Raw genomic sequence first — 25,361 nt, forward strand, 5'->3', positions numbered from 1 at the left:
TATGAAAAAATATGCTTACATCGGATGTTTGGGATTCATTGCGGTTATTACCACAGAATTCGGAGTCATAGGAATCCTGCCTCAGATTGCTGAACACTATCAGATAGGGATTGACAAAGCCGGCTGGCTGCTCAGTGCTTTTGCATTAATTATTGCATTGACAGGGCCTTTTATGACCTTACTGATGTCCGGATTTGACCGTAGAAAAGTAATGTTAGCTGCCATTGCTATCTTTTTGCTGACGGCGGTTGTTTCAGCAATGTCACCTCCATTTTGGCTTCTGATGCTGGTAAGGATACTTCCTGCATTTCTGCAGCCGGTATATATTGCAACAGCTTTATCTGTTGCGGTATCCGGTGCGGATAAAAAACAGGCAAATAATCTTATGGGAATTGTTTTTATCGGGGTTGCTCTGGCCATGGTGACCACAGTCCCTTTTGCAACCTGGCTTGCCAGTTTATGGACATGGGAATCTTCTTTCATCGTTCAGGCTGCAGTAAGTACAATAGCTCTGATTGTCATCTATTTTCTGCTTCCGCCAATGCCTGTACATGAGAAGAAATCATACAAAAGTCAGCTTAAAATTTTGACTCAGCCTACCTTTATCATCAGTACGGCTATGAATTTTTTCATGATAACGGCCTGGTTTTCCACTTACAGTTATTTTGCAGATTATCTGAATAAGGCAAAAGGAATGGATGGAACAATGGTAAGCTATATGCTTTTTCTGTTTGGGATTATCGGTGTTTTTTCAAATTGGATTGCAGGGAGAATGCTGGGCTGGAATGTATCAAAAACGACAGCCCTGTTTCTTTCCGGCACGTTAATCATACCATTTTTACTATATTTTTCAGGACATAATCTTATTGCAAACATCATCAGTATAGCAATCTGGGGCTTTTTGTATTCGCCTAGTTTTCAGAATGCTTCTACTTATATGATCTCTTCTGTTCCGGATTCTTTGGAATTTGCCAACAGTTTAGCTACCTCTTTCGGGAATCTAGGAGTAACGCTGGGAACCGCACTCGGAGGCTGGATGATTGTCACCAAGGGAGCTTCTTATAATCCGTGGATAGGCTTTGTGTTTGGTATCATGGCTTTCCTGATGATCATATTGAGAAGCATTTTGGAAAAGAGAGCTGAAAAAAAGAGGGTTATTATTCCATGTTCATAATATATTGTAATAAATTTTGTTACAATTAAAAAATATATTAATTTTGATCTATAAAAATATTATCAATAATTAAAATAAATAAAATGAAAATAGAAATATGGTCGGATATTATGTGTCCGTTCTGTTATATAGGAAAAAATAATTTTGAACAGGCTCTTGAAAAATTACCTTTTAAAAATGAAATAGAGGTAGAATGGAAGAGTTTCCAGCTGGACTCGAGTTTAGATACTGCAAAAACTCAAAATACCATCGAATATTTTAAAGAGAAAAAAGGATTCCCGGAAGCTCAGGCCGCACAGATGATTGGTCAGGTAGCCCAGATGGGAAAAGGAGCAGGAATTGATTTCAATTTCGAAAAAGCTTTGATCATCAATACTTTTACCGCCCACAAACTGCTTCATCTTGCCAAAAAATATGGTAAGTCCGATGAAATGGAAGAATCCCTTTTTAAAGCCCATTTTATTGATGGAAAAAATGTGGGAGATATTGATGAACTTGTTTCCCTTGCTGAAAATTCGGGGATTAATAAGGATGAAGCAAGGCAGGCATTAACTTCAGATCAGTTTGATTATGAAATCAATCAGGATATCCAGGAGGCAAGAAACAATGGTATTTCCAGTGTACCTTTCTTTGTTTTAAATGGAAAGTATGCTGTATCCGGGGCACAACCTGCCGAAGTTTTTGCAGATGCTCTTCAGCAGACTTATAAGGAAACAGTAAGTCCGTTTAAAGACCTTTCTCAAAATGGAGGCGCTTCATGTGATACGGATGGTTGTAGTATTTAAGCATAATCTGTAGCAATTGCAAGTTTAATAGTATCACCACAATATTTCTAACGCAAAGTTTTTATTTTAATATTAAATATTTTAAAGACTGCAAAGAGAGAATCAATCAAAGATTGATTTGATTAAGCGGAAGCTTTAACCATGGCTTAGTCAGTGGCGCAGCCACATATCTTTGCCTTCTTAAATCAAAAACTCCCTGAATAAAAACTTTGCGTTAAAGAATAAATTAACATTATAAAATACTTCTACCCAAAGTGTTTTTGTCATTTTACAGCTGAATAAAAATAGAAAGAAGCTCCATTTTACCGGTTCAATGCTTATTTTTGTTTAAATATTTAAGCTCAATGATAAAAATCAACGCCGAATATCATTATCCGGTTTCAGAAACTCTTTTCGTCTTTGCTCTGGATTCAGAAGCGGGAAAAGCATTTGAAGGGAAAAACAAACTGGTAACAGGAATAGGCAAAGTAAATGCAGCTATAGAACTTACCCGGGAAATTCATTTAAGAAAACCAAAATTGATCGTAAATCTGGGATCTGCCGGAAGTAAAAGTTTTGGAAAAGGTGAAGTGGTCTGCTGTACAAAATTTATTCAGAGGGATATGGATGTGAGAGGCCTCGGTTTCAGTCTTTATGAAACCCCTTTATCCGGTATACCTCCTGTTTTGGAATACGGTCTTCAGATGAGCGGTCTGGAAGAAGGAGTTTGCGGCAGCGGCGACAGCTTTGAGATGAATCATTCCGAAACGGATTATAATATTGTGGATATGGAAGCTTATCCGCTCGCCCTGATTGCAAAAAAAGAAAATATCCCTTTCCTGTGCCTGAAATACATTTCCGATGATGCAGGAAGTGATGCAGCAGATGACTGGAGTGTGCAGGTACATTTGGCTTCAGAAGCATTTAAGAGAATATTATTTTAAAAATAAAAGATGGCATCTATTATCATCAATAAATCTACAACAGAAGATCTGGAAATTATACAGAATCTGGGCAGACAAACTTTTTATGAAACCTTTGCAGAAAGTAACTCAGAGGGGGCTATGAAAACATATCTGGACAAAAGTTTCAGTACAGAAAAAGTGAGATCAGAACTGAACAACCCTGATTCTTATTTCTTTATTGCCTGGGAAGAAGATATTCCTGTAGGTTATCTGAAATTGAATTCCGGTCCGGCACAGACTGAGCTGCAGGACGATACTTCTCTGGAAATAGAACGTATTTATGTCAAAAAAAGCCATCACGGACAGAAGGTAGGGCAATTGCTGTATGATAAAGCTATGGAAGTTGCTCAAAGCCTGAATAAAAATTACCTGTGGCTTGGAGTCTGGGAGAAAAACCTGAGAGCATTAAGTTTTTACAGAAAAAATGGTTTCGAAGAATTTGGAAGCCATACGTTCACCTTGGGAGATGATGATCAGACCGATCTGATGATGAAGAAAACTTTAGGATGACCATAATTTTTAGAATAGAAATTAAATACTTACAAAAACAAAATCCTTTTAAGTCTGTACTTAAAAGGATTTTTATTATCAATTATCAAACGTTATGGGAAACTTTACATATTTTCAAAGTTTTTGCCCAAATGCTCTTCAATCACAAAGAATGGATCTTCCGTAAGCGTATGGGCCCTCATTTCCATAAGGCTCACCTTGCTCATCATACGAAGCATAATTCTCCTTTGGCATTGGTATTCTATACCGTCAATATTTCTTACTCCCGCACGGAAAGCAGACCTTCCGTGAGCGCATAAATGATTATTAACCAGGATAACATCTCCTGCCTGAGGCGTGAAACCTGAATAAACCAGATCTTTTGCTTCTTCCCAAAATTCTGTCAGGTGATGATGAGCCTCGTCAGTCTGCCTGATGCTAGGATTGAAAAGCTGTTCAGCCGCATCAAACCTCATGAAGGGCAGTTCATAATTGCCATACAGAACAGAATCCAGCTTTTCTTCTTCCTCCATACCGGTTTCAAGATTGGCATCTTTCGGGATTTTGTACATGCGTTCAAAAAGAGGCCTGAAATTTTCTCCGATAGACTCGTGAGAGCGGATGGAATACAGGGTAGAGGGTACCTGCTCTTCATTACGGATATACATAAAGCTTAAAAAATCAGCCTGATGCTTTAAAAATGCATCTTCCGTATGTACATAAAGATCCGTTGCAGATCCCGATCCGGTCTGGGTTTCCCGCATTTTTTCATCCGGGATAATAGCATGCATTAAACCTCCGCCTTTACGCTGGGAATAATACTGTACTGGTTTGGAAGGAAGTGCCCCGTGAATCAGAGCACATGCAAAACCATAAATATTGAATTTTGAATAATCTGCAGACTGCCAGTTGGGAGGAGTGGTTCCTATATTCTCCTGATCAATATCCATCAACCCTTTGAAAACCAATGCTCCGTATTGATTTTTTGAGAAGTCGCTGGCAAAATCAGCTGCTATATGTAAAATTCTTTCCGGTAAGAAATAGGAGGCCAGCTGATGGACATGAGTAATGAATTCCCTGTTTTCATAGCTGCCATACTTTCTCTGAAGATGCGCCGCTGCATCTTGTATCATTCTTCTTTCCTGAGATGTGATCTCAATGACTCTGGGAAGCAGTTTTACCGCAGTAATACTGTCGTTATCTAAAATTTCTAGCGAATTCATTAAAAAAATATTTGGTGTGTGAATATAATTTTTATATTTGTTTTTAATTATTCTAAATAACAATAGACGGTTCAAATTTATGAATAATTTATTAATCACCAAATAAAAAGCTTTAAAAATGTAAAAAATAAAAACTTGACTATCAGGTATATACACTTATACACAAAACAACTTCACACAACTTATTGATTTTTAAAATCACCTTACATAAACGTATATGAACAACAATCAAATGTCCGCCGGAGAGATCCTGGACGCTTCCTTACCTCACATTTCGGGGAATTTCGGGAATATTTTTCATTCTGATAATTATGATCATTATCGTTCCGCCGTCAAAGAAACTTTAGACCTTGTGGGAACTTTTCTGCAAAGAAATGATAAGCCCTTCAGCGGAATTGAAGCCAAAGAAATGAAAGGCATGGTACAGCAGATAGACCTTAACCAAAAACTGTCTTCTTACCAGGAACTTCTTCACGAAGTAGATACTATATATGTAAAGCATGCCACTGCTTTCCACCTTCCACAATATGTGGCCCATCTTAACTGCCCAATTGTGATTCCTGCACTGGCAGGGGAAATTCTTGTAAGTGCCATCAACTCTTCACAGGACACCTACGACCAGAGTGCCGGAGGAACCTTTATGGAAAGAAAGCTGATCGACTGGACAGCGGAACAGCTGGGTTACAATCCAGACAACAGCGACGGAGTTTTCACCGCAGGAGGATCCCAAAGTAATTTAATGGGACTGGTCATGATGCGCGACTGTTTTTCTCAGAAAAGATATAATCACAATATCAAGCTGGACGGCCTTCCGAAGGAAGCTGGACGTTTCAGAATCTTTGTTTCTGATAAATCCCATTTCAGCAACTTAAAGAATGCTTCTATTATGGGACTGGGCGAGAAATGTATCGTAAAAGTTCCTACCGATGAAAGATTCTGCATGGACATCGCTCTTTTAAAGAAATACATCAAAAGGGAAGAGCAGATGGGTAATATTCCTATCGGAATTGTAGCAACAGCAGGAACCACAGACTTCGGAAACGTAGATCCGCTGGAAGATATTGCCAATATTGCAGAACAGTATAATATCTGGATGCATGTAGATGCCGCTTACGGTTGTGCTTTATTACTAAGCGAAAAATATCGTCATCTTCTGAACGGTATCGAAAGAGCAGATTCCGTGACGATAGATTATCATAAGTCGTTCTTCCAGCCGATCAGCAGCAGTGCTTTCATCGTAAAAAACAAAAGGGAACTGAGAATCCTGAAGCATCATGCAGATTATCTGAATCCTGCCGAAATGGATGAAGAGGAAATCCCTGCACAGATCAACAAATCCATCATCCAGAGTACCAGAAGATTTGATGCGCTTAAACTGTGGTTTACTTTAAGAATGATGGGCAAAGAACAACTCTCGGAATACACGGATACCGTGATAGATCTTACCAAGGATGTAGCATCCATGATCAGTGAAAATCCGGATTTTGAGCTGCTTTCTGATACCGATCTGAGTGTTCTGGTTTTCCGCTATGTGAGAACTGATACGGAAGACCTGAATGCATTGAACCAGTATATCAAAATGAAGCTTTTCTACAGCGGAGAAGTTCTGGTTGCAAGTACAAAGGTAGACGGAAACTTCTACCTGAAATTTACTTTCCTGAACCCGATTACTACGACGGAAGATGTACACCAAATTTTAAACAAAATAAAATCACATGGAGAAGACTTTGGTACAGCCAACTAATCTTACAGAAAAAGCACACAAAATTACAGTAAGGATCCTCCTGAACGGAATGCTCCGTGAGCTTGGAAACGGAAAATTCTATCAGGGAGTTCCAAAATATGATACTCTGACAGCAGAAGCACTGAAAAACAGCACCCATCCACTTCACATAAGATTTGAACTGAAGAAAAGCGAGATCTTTTTATTTGCCCCGGTTGCCTACCGATCTGAAAGCACTTTTCATGATTACGCGTCATTATGGACCGTTGACCACAAAAACCAAAAAGTTTCTCAACCGGATATTGATGAACTTACAGCATTGGTATACAGGGAACTTTCCGAACAGTATAGTGAGCAGGGCCTTGCTCTGTTTACCAGAAGAATCCACAGCAGCCTGAGAAATCTGGAAATGATTATGGATGAAGGCTTAAAAGGTAGAAATAATTTAACCTATTCTTTTCTTGAGTCTGAGCAGCAGCTTCCTGTAGGACACAATCTTCATCCTTTTACCAAAGCAAGAATGGGATTTTCAAAACAGGAACAGCTTCTTTACGGCCCGGAATTCAATAAAGGAATTCAGCTGGAATATTTTCTGGTGGCTAAAAGCTGTGTCAGAGAACAGGCTGTTGACCTGTCTTATGAGGAATTTCTGAAAAGCATTGTTTCTTTACCTGAAAATCTGGAAGAAAACTATCTAAAAGAAGGAGAAAAACTTTCTGATTTTTATATAATTCCTTGTCATCCGTGGGAAGCCAGCTATCTTTTATCGACCAAAGAAGGTTCGGAAATGGTCAGCAACCGTACTTTAATCCATATGGGAGCTTTTGGGGAGGAATTTTATTCCACATCTTCCATAAGAAGTATGTACAGCCCGGATATTCCCTGGATGCCTAAATTTTCTTTAAATGTTCTTCTGACCGGATCTATAAGAATCAATACTGAAAAGGATCTGGCAAGAGGCTATGCTTCCGCTTTATGGAGGAAACATGCAGGATCGTTTTTTGAAAAAGATTTCGATCAGTTCAGATTGCTTTTGGAGCCTGTAACACTGGGAGTTTATCATGAAGATAAAAATATTGAAAGTCTTAATCTGCTGATCCGTGAAAATCCTTTCTCAAAGGACGACAAAATAATATTGCTAGCAAGATTATGCCAGGACGAGCCTGCAAACGGACAGAGCTTCATACAGCAGTTTTTTGAAGAGGTTTCGGAAAAGCTGGGAACAAGTCCGGAAGAATCGGTTGTTATCTGGTTTGAAAAATATATTAAATTATTAATTACGCCTCTCAATCACCTATACAGCCAATACGGAATGGCTCCCGAAGCTCATCAGCAAAACCTTCTGATAAAACTAGACGAGCAGTTACTGCCACAGACTCTTTTTGTAAGGGATGCACAGGGTTATTTATTAAGAGAAAGTTCAAGAGAACAGTACACAAACCTTTCAAAAGATTATCCTGAAATTGAGGATCTTTTCATCAGAGACGAGCGTCTTCTGGATATCATTTCTTATCATGTGCTGGTAAGTAACCTTTCAGCGCTTATTGCATCAATAGGAAAAACCGGATGGGTAAGTGAAAGAAGCCTTATCAATATGCTGCACAACGAGTTTGAGCAGATTCATGATGAAATGCCTTCAGGCTTTACCCAATATGCCCTTAAAAACCGTTATTGGGGGACCAAAACCAATTTTAAGGCAGTCGCTAATGAAATTGACGGAATTACAAGTGCATCAGCCATTTCTTACGCCAAGGTTCCCAATCTTCTTCATCAATATTATTTTTCGGACCAACTGATCCATCCGAAGGGAAAAAATATTTGTTTCAAACGTTACTTCCCGAAAGATGATGTTACGATCACCATGAGACCGATAAATCTCGATGAAGACCTCGAAATGCTTCATGAATGGTTCAACCGGGAACATGCTGTTAAGATCTGGCAGATGAACTGGCCGATTGACGAGCTCGAAACATATTACCGCCTGATGCTTCCGGGTGATGAAGGCCACAGCTATATTGTATCCAGCAACGGTGAACCTTCATGCAATATTGAAATTTACTGGCCATGTAGGGATATTGTAGGAGATTACTATGATGTTCTTCCTACCGATTACGGAACTCATCAGTTTATAGCGCCAACAGACCCAAAAAAGAAATATGTTTCTCCTTCCACACAATCTATGGTAGATTATGTATTTGCCCAGCCTGAGGTTGGAAAAATGGTAGGCGAGGGATCGGTAGATTCTCTGGCTTCTATGATGAATAAAGCTCACGTAGGTTTCAAAGTAGAAAAAGTCATTGAAATGCCACACAAAAAAGCCAATCTCAATTTCTGCTACAGGGAATGGTATTGGGAAAAATTCCCCCAGAACAAAGACGTACAATTCACCACAAACATCACAGAAAATGAATAATGAAACCGTATATAATGTAATAGGAATAGGTATCGGCCCTTTTAATCTGGGGCTGGCCGCCTTATCCAATCCTATCTCTGAATTAAAAACACTTTTCCTTGACCAGAGAGATGGTTTTGACTGGCATCCGGGACTAATGATCGACCATGTAACACTACAGACCCCTTTTCTGTGTGATTGTGTATCTATGGCAGATCCTACCAATCCTCTGAGCCTTCTGAACTATCTGAAAGAAACCAACAGGCTTTATAAATTCTTTATCAGGGAAGATTTTTTCATTCCCCGTAAAGAATACAACCGGTATTGTCAATGGGTGGTCAGCCAGCTTCCACAATGCAGGTTTTCAACACAGGTAGTTGATATCGTTTATGAAAATGGATTGTATTTAATTACAACAGTTCATACCAAAACCAAAGAAACGGAAGTTTTCAAAACGGAACGACTGATTCTGGGAACGGGTACACAGCCTCATATTCCTTCCTTTATTCCGAAAGATGATTCGCGTATTCTTCACACAAGTTCATATCTGTACCGCAAAGAAGAACTTCTGGCTCAGGGGAAAAAAATTGCTGTGATCGGTTCCGGGCAAAGTGCTGCGGAGGTTTTCTATGATTTACTGCAAAGCCGTGGCGAAAACACAAAATTAGGCTGGTATTCAAGGCCGGACCGCTTTTTCCCGATGGAATATTCAAAACTGACCCTGGAATTGACTTCTCCTGATTACGTTGATTACTTCTACAGCAGAAGCGAACCTGCAAGGAAAAGCATTTTAAGCAAGCAGCAGGCTCAGTTTAAAGGAATCAATTATGACCTCATCAACCAGATTTACGATTTCATTTACGACCTGAATATTGACAATGCTGATCCAAAGCTTACCATTATTCCAAACAGCCAGCTGGACAGGGTAGATAACAGCAGTACAGACCATCTCACTCTTGAATTCACCCAACTTGAGCAGGAGGTTCCTTATGAGCAGGAAGCCGATTACCTTGTTGTGGGGACAGGATACCGTTATCACGAACCAGCATTCCTGAAAAACATCCAGTCCAGGATCAAAAGAGATTCGTCAGGATTATTTGCGGTGAACAGGAATTATTCCATAGACCATAACGGAGGTGAAATTTATGTTCTTCATGCAGAGGTACATACCCACAGTTATATTTCAACAGATTTAGGGATGGCCGCTTACCGGAATTCCTACATCATCAATGATATTCTGGGAAGAGAATATTACAAAATAGAGAAGAAAATAGCTTTCCAGGATTTTGATGTAGAAAAACATGCTGTAATGCCAACTGTCAATATATAATCTAATCATGAACACCACTTTAAAAAATACAACAATCAGCCAGGAACATTGGCTGCAGGCTAACAGAGAGCTTTTGGCCAAGACCATTGCAGAATTAATGCACGAAGAACGGCTGAAACCTGTCGCTGTTTTTCAGGATGAGGCAGGATTTACAGTTTTCAGACTTGAAACAGGGATAGAAAACATTCAATACAGCTTCCGCGGACAGGAAAGAATGCTGGATTACTGGCATATTGATAAAGACAGCATTGAAAAGACAGAAAACGGTATCAACTCATCGGTTCTGGATATTCCCCAGTTCTTCCTTGAGATGCAGACCGTATTGGATCTGGATTCGAATACTCTGGCAAGATATACCGAAGAATTACTGTACACCTTATACTGTGATGCACTGATCCTTTCCAGAGGCGTAATGTCTTCAAAAGATTTGGCATCCAGCAACTATCAGACTGTAGAGCATGAAATGACAGGGCATCCCTGGGTAATCGTCAATAAAAGCCGGTTAGGATTTTCTCCGGCTGACCTTGAAAAGTTTGCCCCGGAAGCAGGAGAGAACCTAAAGGTTTTATGGCTGGCTGCCCATAAGGAAAGATCGGTATTCCAGTCTTTAGACCACATTGATCAGGAAACATTTTACCGTTCTGAAATAGGAGACAAATTGTATCAGGAGTTTCAGCAGAAACTGATCAATTCCAGAAAATCTGTTCAGGATTATAATTTAATTCCGGTACATCCGTGGCAATGGGAGCATAAACTCAAAATTCATTTTGCAGGAGATATTGCTTCCGGTATTTTAATCCTGTTGGGAGAAGGAAATGATGTCTACAGTCCGCAACAAAGCATCAGAACCCTGTTTAATACAGATTATCCTGAGAAAAGATACCTGAAAACTGCAGTTTCTATTCTAAGCACAGGGAATATCAGAGGTTTGTCACCCAAACAGATGAAAATCGCCCCTGCCATTACAGACTGGGTAAAAAACCTGATCAAAGACGATGCTTATCTTGAAACCAAAGGAACCATCTTTTTAGGGGAAGAGGCTTCTATAGCTTATCTGCATCCTCAGTACAGCGCAATTTCCGGAGTTCCTTATCAGTATAATGAATTTTTAGGGGCTTTATGGCGTGAAAGTGCTTTCAATTATTTAAAAGAAGACGAAGAAATGTTTACCATGGCTTCTCTTTTATTTGTAGATCAGAAAGGAATTCCTCTGGTACAGGCTTTTGCAGAAAAAGCCGGAATCAGTATTAAACAGTGGATTAAAGAGTATCTGGATGCTTATCTGACACCGCTTCTTCATATCTATTATACCCATTCTCTATGCGTAACACCTCACGGAGAAAACATAATGGTTGTACTGAAAAACGGATTACCGCAAAGAATTGTCATCAAAGATTTCGTGGATGATATCGTTCTGACTCCGGAAGCCAGAGAAAAACTTCCTGATTATCTGGCCGACGGACTGATTCAGTCTTCCAACAAGGAAAATGTTCCGTTGTCTATACTTTTAGGGGTTTTTGATGCCTTTTTCAGGTATTTATCCAACGTCCTGCATACCTATTCCAATTTTCAGGAAGAAACATTCTGGACGCTTGTTCATGAATGTATTGAGAACTACAAAAATCAAAATCCACATCTGAATGAACGCTACGAAAAGTATGATCTGTATGTTCCGGCATTCAAAAGGTTCTACATCAACAGTGTCCGTCTGAAAAATAATGGTTACAGCGAAAATAAAGCATTTGCTATTCCGAGGAAAGACGGTGCACTGCCGAATCCTTTGTATCAGATTGCCAATAAAAACTTCGTAGCTACCGTATGAGAAAGCTTCTGCATCTTGTAAAAGAAGGCTCTGTATTTGCGTACGGAGCCATGGCGGGGAAAAAAGTAGAGCTTACGTCAGGCAGCATCAACCGTTCTATTTTTAGCTTGGCCATTCCGATGGTGATGGAGCTGGTGATGGAATCCGTTTTTGTCAGCATCAATCTCTTGATTATTGCCAGATTAGGAGATAAAGTTCTCGGCCTTGTAGGAATTGCAGATAACTATATCAATTTTGCCAACGCCATTGCCATTGGATTGGGTATAGCTGCTGCAACACTGACGGCAAGGAGAGCGGGAGAAAAAGACCAGGAAGGTATGAGCAGAACTGCACATTATATCATATCGCTGGCTGCTGCTTTTGCGTTACTGATCGGTGGTCTGTCATTCCTTTTTGCAGGCGAAATTATCAGTTTCCTGGGATTCAGTACAGATATGGTAGCTAATGGGCTTCCTTTCTCCAGACTTGTCTTTTTAAGTATTGGTCTGGTAATTCTCCGCCTTTCCATCAATGGACTGTTCAGAGGCGCCGGAGATGCTGATCTTGCCATGAAGTCGCTTTGGCTCTGTCATATTTCAAGTATGGTCTTTGCCGTGATCCTGGTATTTGGACTTGGCTTTATTCCCGCCTACGGATTAATGGGTCTGGCGTATGCTACCATTTTGTCCCGGTTATTGGCAGTTTTATATCAATTCTTCATTCTTCTTACAGGAAAAACAAGAGTTAATATTCTGGCTAAATTTCATATTGATCTGCCTCTTCTGAAAAAGATCATGAAAATAGCACTCGGCGGCCTGGTTCAATACATTGTTCCTGCTTCCAGCTGGCTGATTATGGTTAAAATTATTGCCACTTTCGGTACAACTGCTCTTGCAGGCTATATTATCGCCCAGAGAATTGCTTCTGTGGCCACAATGCCTGCCTGGGGAATAGGAAATGCTGCAGGAGTTCTTACAGGACAGAATTTAGGAGCCGGAAACCCTGACCGCGCAGAAAAAACAGTATGGAGGGCAGGAGGGATCAATATGACCTATCTTATTGCAGTCGCATTATTCTGGCAGTTTGCCGCGGAATATGTCGTGACTTTTTTCACTAAAGAAGCTGAGGTCGCAAGGTATGCAGTACAGTATATCCATGTGGTATCTATGGCTTATCTCTTATTAGGCTTTACAATGGTCATCAGCCGTGCACTCAATGCTGCCGGAAATATTATGCAGGTAACGCTGCTGTATATGATCATGTTCTACGTTATTCAGCTTCCTCTGGCTTACCTGCTTGGAATAAGGCTTCACTGGGAACTGAAAGGAATATTTACAGCTATTGTTTCATCAGAAATTGTACTGGCTGTATTGTTCTTAATGATCTTCAAAAATGGTAAATGGAAAACTATAAAAATTTAAAATGCACACAACAGACGAATTTTATGAAATTATCGCATCAGCAATCGCTGTGAAAAAAGAACTGGTAGACGAAAACCTGACTTATCAGGAGATTCCTGAATGGGATTCTATGTCGCATCTGCTTATTGTAGAAGCACTGGAGCAGTTCTATCAGGTAAAGTTTGACTTCAATGATATCCTTGAAATGGGGACTGTCGGGAAGATTCGCGAAAAAATGAAAAAATACGATGTACTCGTAGAAAACTAAGTATATGAAAATTTTAGAAAATGTAATTGCTAACAAGAACCTCTTGTTTACAGATGCTTCCACCGGTGCCACCACGCCGGTTGGAACGCTGTACCGGTCTTTAGGCCTCAATCCTGTGGAAAAAGGACTGATCTTTTTGTATAATGACAACCAGCTGCCCAGCATTGAGGTTCTGCTCAATTTTTACGGAACAGCGCATGCTATTGCAGTTTTGGGACAGAAGCTGTATCCGGAATTTAAAGAACGCCTGGAAGCGGAGTACCGGCCGAAATATATCTTCGATCCCTCAAGAGATGAGGTTCAGGGATATTCTTTAAAGGAATTTTCAGAAACAGTGAAAATTTTTGCCAAAGAAGATTACAGGCCGGAGGTTACCATTCATCCTGAAATCAAGATCCTTCTGAGTACTTCCGGTACCACCGGGGTTCCAAAGCTGGTGAAACTTTCAGATGAAAACCTGTACCAGAATGCAGTGAGCATCCTTCAGTACATGCCTGTTCTGGGAAATGATGTAGTTCCGTTAAACGTACCGATTAATTTCGTGTACGGTTTTTCTATTTTTACCACCAACTGTATGCGGGCGGGAAGAATAGTATGTACAGACAAGGACATTATGCAGAAAGCATTCTGGGATGAAATGGAAAAGTACGGCTACAGCACACTTGGAGGTGTTCCGTATCTGTATGAAAACCTGAACAGAATAGGTTTCTTCAGAAAAGACAGCAGCAGCCTGAGATATATGACCCATACAGGAGGCGTAATTAATGCTGAATTGAGAAAAACCATCTTCAATTACTGTCATGAATTTGAAAAACAATTCTTTGCCCAGTACGGACAGACAGAAGCAGGTGGAAGAATGGCCTATCTTACAACAGACGGACTTCTTGAAGAAGAAACTTCCATAGGAACTCCGGTAAATGGTGGCAGTTTCCAGATCGATCCTGAAACGGATGAACTTCTTTTCTTACACCAAAGTATCAGCGGAGGTTATGCCAATAAGCTTGAAGATCTTGCCACCTATGAACAGCCAAGACTTCTTCGTACCGGAGATACTGCGAGAAGAGGTCAGAACGGGCTTTATTATATTACAGGAAGAATCAAGCGCATTATGAAACTTTTCGGTATCCGCCTGAATCTGGATGAGGTAGAATTTATCCTTAAAAATGAGCTGGAAGGCAATACGTTTGTCTGCCTGAATTCCAATGACAAAAAAATCATTGTTCTTTATGACAACATCGAAATTGATCCCCGGATTATTACCGAAACTATCAAGAATAAGCTGCGCATCAATCCGCAGTACATACGCACTGAACACATAGAATCATTTCCATTATCACAAAACGGCAAAATCAACTATCCACTGCTACAAAATTTACAGCATGAAAAAATTTAAAACCCCTATATTACTTTTATTACTTATCAGCCTTCCACATTTTGTTTCTGCACAGCAGAATGAACGTGTTAACGGAAAAATCATGCTGTCCGAAAAAGTGCCAGTGAAAAATGCACTTTTAAGGTTAGTTAATACGCCGTATCAGGCAAAAACCAATAGTTCAGGAGAATATTACTTTGATAATGTGCCGCCGGGAGAGTATACCCTTCAGGTAGTTTTAAATGATATTGAATTGATGCGTGAGCAGATCCATATTGAGAAAGATGTCTTTGAAATTCCCGCGATCTACGCTTCTTCAATAGAAAACAATGTTATTGAGGGAATCACAGTATATGCTTTCAGCAGAAACAAATTTCTGGATAAAGACAGTACTTCCATCACTAAAATGCCTTTGAAAAACATCGAAAATCCACAGTTCTACACAAGCATTAACCAGCAGATCCTTAAAGAACAGCTGATTTATGATGTTTCGGATGCGGTAAAAAATGCTCCGGGTATTGTAAAGATGCAGGGAAGTGCAGGAAGAGCAGGAGATGGAAGCTTTTATTATAACCTAAGAGGGTTTCCTACCAGAATTTCTATGGTAGATGGTGTTCCCGCAACAACCAACTCAGAAATCGATCCTGCTGATATTGAACGTATAGACGTAATCAAGGGACCTTCAGGAACTCTGTATGGAGGTGCGGTTAATTCTTTTGGGGGATTGATCAGCTTAGTAACGAAGAAGCCTAAAGATTATTTCGGAGGTGAGGTTTCTTATCTTCTGGGAAGCTATAATCTGAATCGTGTGACAGCTGATGTATACGGCCCGATCACGGATTCAAGAAAAACGTTGTTCCGTCTGAATGCTGCCTACCAGTACCAGAACGGATTCAGGGATTCTGAGTTCAGAAAGTCAATGTTTGTAGCTCCGACACTGAGCTATCAGGTAAATGATAGGCTAAAGTTCAATCTGGGAGCTCAGATTTATACTTATGAAGGAACTAACACACCGATTATCTTTTTACCGAGAATCAGACCATTTATTTCAACAACTCCGGATGAGCTTGGGTACGATTGGAAAAAGTCTTATTCCAATAATGATATGAGCTTAAAAGCCCCTTCCATCAATGTAAAAGCGGAGGTGAATTATAAAATTTCAGACAACTGGAATTCACAGACTTTGATCTCAAGAAATTACAGGAAAACAGAAGGATTATATCAGTACCAGTTCATGAGGGGGGCTACAGATAACCTTCTGGAGCGTAATGTACAGTGGCAGAATGGCGAAGGAGCTTCTACCAGTGTTCAGCAGAATTTTAACGGAGAGTTTAAGATAGGAAAGATCAAAAATAAACTTCTTATCGGGCTAGATTATTTGAACCAGTCTCTTAATAATAACCTTTCTCCAATTGTTGTATTTGATTACATTGATCCTAAAAACCCTACAGCTCCAGTGGTACTGCCAATAACAGGAACATATGGTAATATATCCAGAGATTTGGCATTGCAGAAAATTCAAAGTTCTTCAGCGCCTTTAGTAAGAAATACAGCATCAAATAATATGTATGGAGCATATATTTCTGATGCAGTATACATTACGGACCGGTTGGTTGCTTTATTAAGTTTACGTTTTGATCATTATGAAAGTAAAGGGCAGCTTGATTTAATTAAAAATTCCAATACAGGGGCATTCAACCAAAATGCATGGTCTCCGAAATTTGGTTTATCCTATCAGATCATTAAAGAACACCTGTCTGCATATGCTAACTACATGAATGGGTTTAGTAATTTGGTTCCGGTTGCGCAGCCGCTTTCCGATTACAGCGGAGATTTCAAACCTCAGAGGTCTAATCAGTGGGAAGCAGGATTCAAAGGAAATCTCTGGAGAAACAGAGTGAATTTTACCGTAGGATATTATGATATTCTGGTGGACAATATGTTAAGAGCAGATATTGTGAACCGAAACGGAACAGACTATAATATAACGATTCAGGACGGAGAACAGAGAAGTAAGGGAATTGAGATTGAAACCACCCTGAATCCGATCCAGGGACTGAATATTATGGCAGGATATTCTTATAATGACAGTAAGTTTGTAAGAGCTGCTGCTAATGTAGAAGGCCGCCGTCCATCCTCTTCAGGTCCGGCTAATGTATTCAATTCATGGGTGAGCTACGTATTGCCGATCAAAGGGCTTTCAGGTCTTGGTTTAGGCTTTGGTGTGAACCGTGTCGGGGAGCAGGTTACTGTAGATAATGCAAATACAGGGCAGTTTATATTCCCGGCTTACACTTTGGTCAATGCTTCCTTATCGCTTGAAAAAGAACGATACAGGTTAGGATTTAAAATGAATAATTTAGGAAATGTGCAGTATTTCGCAGGGCAGGGTGTTATAGTTGCCCAGATGCCCCGTAACTTTGTTGCGGAGGTTACTCTTAAATTTTAATATGAATTCTATACTAAGAAAGACAGCATATCAAATACATCTATGGCTCGGACTAACGTCCGGGCTTATAGTTGTAATAATGGCAGTTACAGGATGTATTCTTGCTTTTGAAAAAGAATTAAAACATGCCATATATCCTGAAAAATATTTCGTAAAAGCCATCAAAAAAGAAAAACTTCCATTTTCCGATCTTAAACTAAAAGCTGAACAAGCATTGCCAGACAACCTGAAAGTCAGCAGGGTGGAAATCTCTTCAGATCCTTCACGAAGCTATGCATTCCGTTCTCTGAAAATGAATAATGATGCGCTTACTTATTGGGGCACTTATATTTATTATTACAGGGTTTATGTAGATCCTTATACCGGAAAAGTTCTTGAGGTAGAGAATGCAAAAAATGACTTTTTTGAGATCGTTATGGATCTTCACAGAAGGCTTTTACTGGGTGAAAAAATTGGCAAAACCATTACAGGATATTCCACATTGATACTGGCTGTTATGCTTTTTTCGGGGCTGGTGATCTGGTTTCCCCGCAAAATGAATAAAAAGGCACTGAAAGGAATGTTTTTCATTAAGACATCAGCCAAATGGAAAAGAATCAATTACGATATGCACAATGTCTTAGGATTCTATGCCGTTATTCCTTTGCTGCTTATTTCATATGCAGCAGTAATCTGGAATTTTGAAGAGGTAGACAAATGGGTAAAAAAGACACTCAACGGAAATATAAAAACAGAAAAAGCCAAAAGTACAGTCCCTTCCGAAGCATTTAAAAATCAGAAAAACATTTTAAATTTAGTTGGAAATAATGTTGAAAAAAATCTCACTGATAAAAAATCAGCACTCATCAGTTTCCCGAAAACAGAAGAGGGAACTTATTATGCTGAAGTGACTTACAGTGACAGGCATTACCAGAATGAACAGTTCAATTTTGATCAATACTCCGGGAAAATTTTAAAGCATCAATCCTATAAAGATAAAAATATCGGCTATGGAACTGCATTAAGAGAAAGAAATTATGACCTTCATACAGGAAGTATTTTAGGGCTGCCGGGCAGGATCTTATATCTTTTTGCAGGAATGATTGCTGCCTCACTTCCCATCACCGGGTTTATTATTTATCTGAACAGAAAAAAGAAGAAACCAAAGAAAAAGAAGTTGAATATATAGACTTAAAAAACAAAATTTAGATAAGTGTAGCATAATTGTTACACTTTATTTTTTCCCACGGATTGCACAGATTTCACAGATTCATAAATATAAATATCTGTGCAATCTGCGGGAATTACTTAAAATCAAATTTTTCACACAGCTTTAGTAGTTTATCCAGAGTAATAATACATAGACATCTGCCAGATCTGCTCAATCTGCGAGAGATTTTATAACACACTACATCAGAGCTGTTTTTACAGTCTCAGAAAAAATCTCCATACTTTTCTCCATTTCCTCCATATTAAGATTCCCGAAGCCCAATCTCATGGCTGTAATATCTTTAGTCTGGTAAAGCAACGTTTTAGGAATAAAAAGATTATTCCGGGTACAATTTCTGCTCAGCTGCATCAGATTGATGGGCACCTGCCATTCCAGCCAGAAAGCAAGACCTCCCGACGGTTTCTGAAACTGTATAAGATCATCTAAATTCTCCTGAAGAAGCTCCGCAAAATAATCCCGCCTTTCCTGATAAACCTTCAGCGATTTTTTCAGATAACGGTGTATTTCACCTTCCTCAATCATTTCACCTAAAGCCCTTTCCATTAAAATATCTCCCTGGCGGTCTATAATTCCAAGATATTTTCTCATTTCAGCCATCAGGTTTTCAGGAGCAACAATAAAGCCGGTCCTGAACCCCGGAGCCAGCGATTTTCCGAATGATCCGATATAGATAACCATTCCGTTGGTATCTGCGCTTGCCAGTGGAAGTATTGGACTTTTATCATAATGAAATTCATAATCATAATCATCTTCCAGAATGATAAAACCATATTCGTGAGCAAGGTCCAGCAGCTCAAGTCTTCTCTGGGCACTCAGCGCAACAGTAGTAGGATAGTGGTGGTGCGGTGTCAGGTAAAGCATCCTGATCTTTTGTTTTTTACAGGCTTCCCGGACATTTTCTACAATAATTCCGTCCCCGTCAATGGGTAATGATACAATATTGACCCCTGCTTTCTGGAAGATCATATTAACTGAGAAATAGCTCAGAGCTCCTACCAGAACTGTATCATTTTCGGAAAGGAGAATTTCGGAAACAATATAAATACTCATCTCCGTGCTTCGGGTAATGAGCAGGTTATTTTTTGAAATTGGCAGCCCCCGGGAAAGATTGAGGTAATGTGATAAATGTTCTTTAAAAAACTCACTTCCGTCATGATTATAATGACCAAGCATCTTCTGGTTGGATTTCCGTTTAAGAATAGAACTGTAGAATCTTGAATGCTGGCCAATCTGTGTCAGCCTGATATCCGGTACCCCGTCATTGAAAACATATTCACAATCCGAATGTTCAAAAGGATTGTCTAAAATATTCGAAGTTTTAAAAGAAAATCCTGTTTTTTCAGGATAATTCTGGAGATGATCTTTTTCAAAGTCTTTTACCTTTACAGGCTCCTCCTTATTTTCACCGATAATAAAAGTTCCTTTATTGGGTAAGCTTTCCACCCAGCCCTGTGCCGATAATTCATCATAAACAGCCACAGCCGTATTTCTGTGAATCTCCAGAAGTTCACTGAATGCTCTGGTTCCCGGCAGCTTGGTCCCGTATGGCAAAAAACCTCTCTGAATAGCATTAATCAATTGATTGGCGATCTGCATATAGATCGAAGTCTCTGAATTTCTATCAATTTCTATAAAACTTTTGTAAGGAATCTTAACCGGACTATCCATAATATTAAAACTGGCACCTTTTAACAGTCCGGCAATATACTAATTTTGGTTCAAAATAAAAATCTATGGAATTTCATCAACTGCTTGAAAGAATTGTACAACATAGTACAACACACGCCAAATGGCTGAATACCCTTTCATTCATGGAAAATGCGGGTGCCAGAAAAATTTCAAAATGTGAGCATCCTGTTTCAGTTTCTCTGATCCAGCTGAAACACGCCGCCGAAGAACACCGCCATGCTTACTACCTAAAAAAACAGATCGGAAAAATAGATCCTGAATTGTGCAAAACCTATAAAGCAGAAGAACTTCTGGCCCCGGTTGCTACCCGTCAGTACCTTCATTCCCTGGATGTAAAAGCCTGCAGATACCTTCAAAATGCTTTCAATCTGGATAAAGAAGAACTGAAATATGCAGCCTATCTCTTTGTAACTTATGCCATTGAAGTTCGGGCAGATGAACTGTATCCGGTTTATCAGGATATTCTCACCAAAGAGTCTTCAAAAATTATGGTAAAATCTATTATTCTGGAAGAAGAAGGACATCTTGAAGAAATGATCAGCCAGTTGAATGAATTTTCCGGGGACTGGCAGCAGCATGCAGACAATATCCTGATTATAGAAAAAGAACTTCATGACCAGTGGATCAATGCCATTACAAATGAAGTATCACAGCCTGATTATGCTTAAGAAATTTCAGAACGCTCTTGACAAAAGAAAAGAAGAAGGAATATTAAGAACCTTAAAGCCAAAATCAGCAGGTATTGATTTTTACTCCAACGATTATCTTGGCTTGGCAGGGAATGAGGAATTTCAACATCTTCTTTTAAGGCAGATACAGGAAAATCCAAAGATTCTTTCAGGCAGTTCCGGTTCAAGACTGATCAGCGGAAACAGTAATACAGTATCTGAAACGGAAAACTATATTGCAGAGCAGCATCAATATCCTGCAGCTTTGCTTTTCTCTTCCGGCTACAATGCAAACCTGGCTTTATTTTCCTCATTGGCTGATCGTCATGACACCATTATTGTTGATGAACAGATTCATCGTTCTGTTCATGATGCGTGCAGAATGTCTCATGCAAAAAAGTTAAAATTCAGGCATAATGATCCTGAAGATTTGGAAAATATTCTGAAAAAACAAACCGGACCGTGTTATGTTGCGATAGAAAGTCTGTATTCAATGGATGGGGATATTGCTCCCATTCAGGAAATTACTGCATTAGTAAAAAAATACAATGCAGCGTTGATTGTTGATGAAGCCCATGCTTTTGGTGTTTTCGGATATGGACTGATTCATAAGTATCAACTTCAGAACGAGGTTTTTGCAGCTGTAATGACTTATGGAAAAGCTCTGGGATCACATGGAGCAGCAATTCTCTGCAATGAAACAGTGAAATCCTATTTAGTAAATTTTGCATCTCCTTTTATCTATACCACAGCAGCACAGGATTTTCTATGGGTTTCTATAAAAACCGGCTATGAATTTTTAAAACAAAAACCGGAACACTTAAAGAAGCTTCAACAGAACATTAAGACGTTCAGAAACCAGAACATAGAAACACCTTCTGCAGAAACAAGTCCAATACAGGCGATACTGATTCCGGACAATCAGCAATTAAGAAATCTACAGCAAACTTTATCTGACCATAATTTCCTGACTTATCCTGTCTACAGTCCCACTGTAAAAACAGGAACAGAAAGGCTCAGGATATGTCTTCACAGCTTTAATACTGAAGAAGAAACTGTAACACTCACGAGAATTATTAAAGAATTTATTTAAATCAAACATCAATAAAAAAACACTGATAATCAAACACATATCATTTTGGTTTAAAACCCGAATCACGTAACTCATAATCCAAATGAACCAATTATTTATCACCGGAATAGGTACCGAAGTAGGAAAAACAGTCTGTTCAGCTGTTTTAATACAATATTTTAAGGCAGATTACTGGAAACCCGTCCAATCTGGTGATCTTGATTATACAGACAGTCATAAGATAACGTCATGGACAGAAAATACAGTATGTCATCCGGAGACCTATAGTCTTAAACTGGCTGCATCACCACATCAATCTGCCAAAGAAGAAAATATACAAATTAACCTCAACGATTTTGAATTACCCAAAACAGCAAACAGACTTATCGTAGAAGGAGCAGGAGGGCTTATGGTCCCTCTTTCGGATGATGTTTTTATGATTGATCTTATAGAAAAACTTGATCTTCCTGTAGCATTAGTTGTCAGAAATTATTTGGGATGCATCAATCACAGTTTACTTTCCATCATGGCATTAAAACAAAGAAAGCTCAAACTGAAATATCTGATTCTTAACGGAACTTTTCCTCCGGATACAGAAAGAGTAATTCTGGGTTTTATTAAAGAAGAAACCGGAATCATCAGAATTCCTGAAATAGATATTCCTTCAAAAGAAAGCATTAAAGCTTCAACAGAACAACTAACAAAAGCAAATTTATGATAATGGACAAAAAAACAACCATCAGAAACAACTGGACAAAAGAAGAAATAGAAGAAATTTATCACCTGCCGCTTCTGGAACTGATCTATAAAGCAGCAACGGTTCACCGTGAATGGCACAATCCGGAAGAAGTGCAGATCTCAACCTTATTATCAATCAAAACAGGAGGATGCCCCGAAGACTGCTCGTACTGTGGACAGGCTGCCCGTTACCACACCAACATCAAAGTACAGGCGTTACTTCCGACCGAAACAGTTATTGCCCATGCCCAAAAAGCCAAAGACAGCGGTTCATCCCGTTTCTGTATGGCTGCAGCATGGCGTGAGGTGAGGAATAACCGCGATTTTGACAGGGTTATTGACATGGTAAAAGGTGTGAACGAACTGGGACTGGAAGTATGCTGTACCTTAGGAATGCTTACAGAAGAACAGGCTATCCGCCTTCAGGAAGCAGGTTTATATGCCTATAATCATAACCTGGACACTTCTGAGCAGTATTATGAAGAGATTATTTCAACCCGGACATTCGATAACAGGATCAATACAATCAATAATGTAAGAAAAGCGGGAATAACGGTATGTTCAGGAGGAATCATCGGTCTTGGTGAAACACACAGAGACAGAATTTCAATGCTTCTGACCTTGGCCACAATGCCAAAACATCCGGAATCTGTTCCCATTAATGCCTTGGCAAGAGTGGCAGGAACTCCGCTTGAAGACAATGAAAAAGTGGATACCTGGGAAATGGTGAGAATGATTGCTACCGCAAGAATTGTAATGCCATCTTCAATGGTCAGATTGAGTGCGGGACGTATCGAAATGAATGAAACAGAACAGGCGTGGTGTTTTATGGCCGGTGCCAATTCTATTTTCACAGGAGAAAGAGAAACCCTTTTAGTGACCCCTAATCCGGGAGTTTCCGAAGATATGCAGATGCTGGAAACCTTAGGGTTAAAGCCAATGAAATCAGAAGTAAAGGCAACCTGTAAAATATAAAACATGAATTTTTGGACTCTAATTGTAAATATTCTGTCTTTTATTTCAATGCTAATCTCTAATTTATTAGAATATGCATAATTTAAAAAACAGGGATAAAGCAGTCAACTGGCATCCTTATACCCAGATGAAAACAGCCGGAGACTCCATACCTGTTGTAAAAGGAAAAGGCGTTTATCTATATGATGATGAAGGAAAAAGGTATATCGATGCCGTTTCATCGTGGTGGGTAACCCTGCATGGTCATGCACATTCTTATATTGCAGAAAAGGTATTTCAGCAGCTGAATACTTTGGAACAGGTAATTTTTGCAGGATTTACGCATGAACCGGCTGTCCGGCTTTCGGAAAACCTTCTGAAACTGCTTCCAGGTAACCAGAAAAAAATTTTTTATTCGGATAATGGCTCAACTGCGGTAGAGGCTGCACTGAAAATGTGTGTTCAGTATGCTTATAATACCGGAAAAGATAAAACTAAAATTCTGGCTTTCAAAAATGCCTATCATGGGGATACTTTCGGGGCGATGTCTGTAAGTGGCAGAAGTGTCTGGACAAAACCATTCGGAAGCATGCTGTTCGAAGTGGTATTTATTGATACCCCCAATGCTGAAAACCTGGAAAGCTTAAAAAATCAGATTAAAGATCTTGCAGAAGAAACAGCCTGTTTTATCTACGAACCTTTAGTACAGGGTGCAGCCGGAATGCTGATGTATAAAGCTGAACATCTGGATGAGCTGATGAAATTCTGCAGAAGCAAAGAAATCCTGATGATACAGGACGAAGTATTCACAGGCTTCGGAAGAACAGGAAAACTGTTTGCAGCAGATCATTTAACGGAAAGTCCGGATATTATGTGCTTTTCCAAAGGGCTCACAGGCGGAACCATGCCGATGGGAATTACAACCTGCTCTGAGGAAATTTTCAATGCTTTTTTATCTGATGACAAATATAAAACACTGTTTCACGGGCATTCCTTTACAGCTAATCCGTTAGCCTGTACTGCTGCATTGGCAAGTATGGAGCTTTTATTGCAGAAAGAAACATTAAATGCCATTGACCGTATCAGTAATCAGCATTCAGATTTTATTAAAATTCTATCCAGACATCCGAATGTTGAAAATGTACGCCAGACCGGAACTATTCTTGCTTTTGAATACAAAACGGATCAGAATACATCTTATTTTAATGAAATAGGGAGAGTTCTGTATGACGCATTCCTACAACGCGGGATCATTATGCGTCCGCTAGGAAATGTGATGTATTTAGTGCCGCCTTATTGTATTACTTCGGAAGAGCTGGATTTTATTTATCAGAATATTCTTGAAGTATTAAATGCTTTTAGGAATCAAGATCATTTCCCCATTCATGCAGCTGATTAAGAATCGGCAGTAACTTCCGTGCTTTATCAGTGAGTTTATAATAAACCTCCGGAGGAAAATTATAGATTTCAATCCGTTCAATCATATGATTTTCCTCCAACTGTTTAAGCTGCTCCGAAAGTACTTTCTTTGAAACTCTGGGCATACTGCGCCATAGTTCTATAAAACGGACCTGATCTTCTTCAAAAAGATTGTGAAAGATCAGCGGTTTCCATTTTCCGGAAAGAATATCCAGGCTCTTTCTCAGACCGCAATGTTTAAATTCTTCAAAATTCATCCCT

21 protein-coding genes are annotated in these 25,361 nt (G+C 39.4%); 18 read left to right on the plus strand and 3 right to left on the minus strand.

From position 1 onward, the window contains the following. Position 1 precedes the first annotated feature (1 nt). The 4 genes from ACQWU4_RS01665 (at position 2) to ACQWU4_RS01680 (ending at position 3,413) form a co-directional block, all read left to right on the plus strand. Complete coding sequence (locus tag ACQWU4_RS01665) at positions 2 to 1,174, plus strand: MFS transporter (protein WP_429934027.1); 1,173 nt, start codon at positions 2 to 4, stop codon at positions 1,172 to 1,174. An 83-nt stretch (positions 1,175 to 1,257) separates the two neighbouring features. Beyond that, positions 1,258 to 1,959: a DsbA family oxidoreductase gene (locus tag ACQWU4_RS01670; RefSeq protein WP_429934028.1), complete on the plus strand. Its 702-nt coding sequence runs from the start codon at positions 1,258 to 1,260 to the stop codon at positions 1,957 to 1,959. Between the two features lie 344 nt (positions 1,960 to 2,303). Then, entirely contained in the window at positions 2,304 to 2,882 is a 579-nt protein-coding gene (locus tag ACQWU4_RS01675; protein WP_429934029.1) for a nucleosidase, read from the plus strand. Positions 2,883 to 2,891: 9 nt separating this feature from the next. Then, positions 2,892 to 3,413, plus strand: coding sequence for a GNAT family N-acetyltransferase (locus ACQWU4_RS01680; protein WP_429934030.1), 522 nt, complete (start codon positions 2,892 to 2,894; stop codon positions 3,411 to 3,413). A 104-nt stretch (positions 3,414 to 3,517) separates the two neighbouring features. On the opposite strand, the gene ACQWU4_RS01685 is transcribed toward ACQWU4_RS01680, so the two are convergent. After that, positions 3,518 to 4,615, minus strand: coding sequence for a taurine catabolism dioxygenase TauD (locus tag ACQWU4_RS01685; RefSeq protein WP_429934031.1), 1,098 nt, complete (start codon positions 4,613 to 4,615; stop codon positions 3,518 to 3,520). 217 nt (positions 4,616 to 4,832) lie between these two features. Between ACQWU4_RS01685 and ACQWU4_RS01690 the strand changes: the two genes are divergently transcribed. The 9 genes from ACQWU4_RS01690 to ACQWU4_RS01730 are packed head-to-tail and all read left to right on the plus strand — an operon-like array spanning position 4,833 to position 18,518. Continuing rightward, positions 4,833 to 6,359, plus strand: coding sequence for a pyridoxal phosphate-dependent decarboxylase family protein (locus ACQWU4_RS01690; RefSeq protein WP_429934032.1), 1,527 nt, complete (start codon positions 4,833 to 4,835; stop codon positions 6,357 to 6,359). Then, positions 6,331 to 8,751 carry a GNAT family N-acetyltransferase gene (locus tag ACQWU4_RS01695; RefSeq protein WP_429934033.1) on the plus strand — a complete coding sequence of 807 codons (2,421 nt, stop codon included), beginning with the start codon at positions 6,331 to 6,333 and terminating at the stop codon, positions 8,749 to 8,751. The genes ACQWU4_RS01690 and ACQWU4_RS01695 overlap by 29 nt, the downstream gene beginning before the upstream one ends. Then, a complete protein-coding gene (locus ACQWU4_RS01700; RefSeq protein ID WP_429934034.1) occupies positions 8,744 to 10,060 on the plus strand; it encodes a lysine N(6)-hydroxylase/L-ornithine N(5)-oxygenase family protein in 1,317 nt (438 codons plus the stop codon). The genes ACQWU4_RS01695 and ACQWU4_RS01700 overlap by 8 nt, the downstream gene beginning before the upstream one ends. 7 nt (positions 10,061 to 10,067) lie before the next feature. Beyond that, positions 10,068 to 11,882: an IucA/IucC family protein gene (locus ACQWU4_RS01705; protein WP_429934035.1), complete on the plus strand. Its 1,815-nt coding sequence runs from the start codon at positions 10,068 to 10,070 to the stop codon at positions 11,880 to 11,882. After that, a complete protein-coding gene (locus ACQWU4_RS01710; protein ID WP_429934036.1) occupies positions 11,879 to 13,282 on the plus strand; it encodes an MATE family efflux transporter in 1,404 nt (467 codons plus the stop codon). The genes ACQWU4_RS01705 and ACQWU4_RS01710 overlap by 4 nt, the downstream gene beginning before the upstream one ends. A 1-nt stretch (position 13,283) precedes the next feature. After that, complete coding sequence (locus tag ACQWU4_RS01715) at positions 13,284 to 13,529, plus strand: acyl carrier protein (protein ID WP_048504159.1); 246 nt, start codon at positions 13,284 to 13,286, stop codon at positions 13,527 to 13,529. Between the two features lie 4 nt (positions 13,530 to 13,533). Further along, positions 13,534 to 14,922, plus strand: a complete 1,389-nt coding sequence (locus tag ACQWU4_RS01720) for an AMP-binding protein (protein ID WP_429934037.1) — start codon at positions 13,534 to 13,536, stop codon at positions 14,920 to 14,922. Continuing rightward, positions 14,909 to 17,350, plus strand: a complete 2,442-nt coding sequence (locus ACQWU4_RS01725) for a TonB-dependent siderophore receptor (protein ID WP_429934038.1) — start codon at positions 14,909 to 14,911, stop codon at positions 17,348 to 17,350. The genes ACQWU4_RS01720 and ACQWU4_RS01725 overlap by 14 nt, the downstream gene beginning before the upstream one ends. 1 nt (position 17,351) lies before the next feature. Then, positions 17,352 to 18,518, plus strand: coding sequence for a PepSY-associated TM helix domain-containing protein (locus ACQWU4_RS01730; protein WP_429934039.1), 1,167 nt, complete (start codon positions 17,352 to 17,354; stop codon positions 18,516 to 18,518). 219 nt (positions 18,519 to 18,737) lie between these two features. Here the strand turns inward: ACQWU4_RS01730 and ACQWU4_RS01735 are convergent, their stop codons facing one another. Continuing rightward, complete coding sequence (locus tag ACQWU4_RS01735) at positions 18,738 to 20,228, minus strand: PLP-dependent aminotransferase family protein (protein ID WP_429934040.1); 1,491 nt, start codon at positions 20,226 to 20,228, stop codon at positions 18,738 to 18,740. Positions 20,229 to 20,293: 65 nt separating this feature from the next. On the opposite strand from ACQWU4_RS01735, the gene ACQWU4_RS01740 reads away from it, so the two are divergent. The 5 genes from ACQWU4_RS01740 (at position 20,294) to bioA (ending at position 25,080) form a co-directional block, all read left to right on the plus strand. After that, entirely contained in the window at positions 20,294 to 20,917 is a 624-nt protein-coding gene (locus tag ACQWU4_RS01740) for a hypothetical protein (protein WP_429934041.1), read from the plus strand. Further along, complete coding sequence (locus tag ACQWU4_RS01745; RefSeq protein ID WP_429934042.1) at positions 20,862 to 22,010, plus strand: aminotransferase class I/II-fold pyridoxal phosphate-dependent enzyme; 1,149 nt, start codon at positions 20,862 to 20,864, stop codon at positions 22,008 to 22,010. The genes ACQWU4_RS01740 and ACQWU4_RS01745 overlap by 56 nt, the downstream gene beginning before the upstream one ends. An 82-nt stretch (positions 22,011 to 22,092) precedes the next feature. Beyond that, positions 22,093 to 22,707: a dethiobiotin synthase gene (bioD, locus tag ACQWU4_RS01750; RefSeq protein ID WP_429934043.1), complete on the plus strand. Its 615-nt coding sequence runs from the start codon at positions 22,093 to 22,095 to the stop codon at positions 22,705 to 22,707. A gap of 2 nt (positions 22,708 to 22,709) precedes the next feature. Continuing rightward, complete coding sequence (gene bioB / locus ACQWU4_RS01755; RefSeq protein ID WP_429934044.1) at positions 22,710 to 23,702, plus strand: biotin synthase BioB; 993 nt, start codon at positions 22,710 to 22,712, stop codon at positions 23,700 to 23,702. Positions 23,703 to 23,775: 73 nt separating this feature from the next. After that, entirely contained in the window at positions 23,776 to 25,080 is a 1,305-nt protein-coding gene (bioA, locus tag ACQWU4_RS01760; RefSeq protein ID WP_429934045.1) for an adenosylmethionine--8-amino-7-oxononanoate transaminase, read from the plus strand. Here the strand turns inward: bioA and ACQWU4_RS01765 are convergent. Then, positions 25,040 to 25,357: a winged helix-turn-helix transcriptional regulator gene (locus tag ACQWU4_RS01765; protein ID WP_429934046.1), complete on the minus strand. Its 318-nt coding sequence runs from the start codon at positions 25,355 to 25,357 to the stop codon at positions 25,040 to 25,042. The two genes, bioA and ACQWU4_RS01765, sit on opposite strands and share 41 nt — an antisense overlap. Positions 25,358 to 25,361: the final 4 nt, after the last annotated feature.

The sequence above is a fragment of the Chryseobacterium sp. MIQD13 genome (assembly GCF_050496705.1).
Lineage (GTDB): Bacteria > Bacteroidota > Bacteroidia > Flavobacteriales > Weeksellaceae > Chryseobacterium.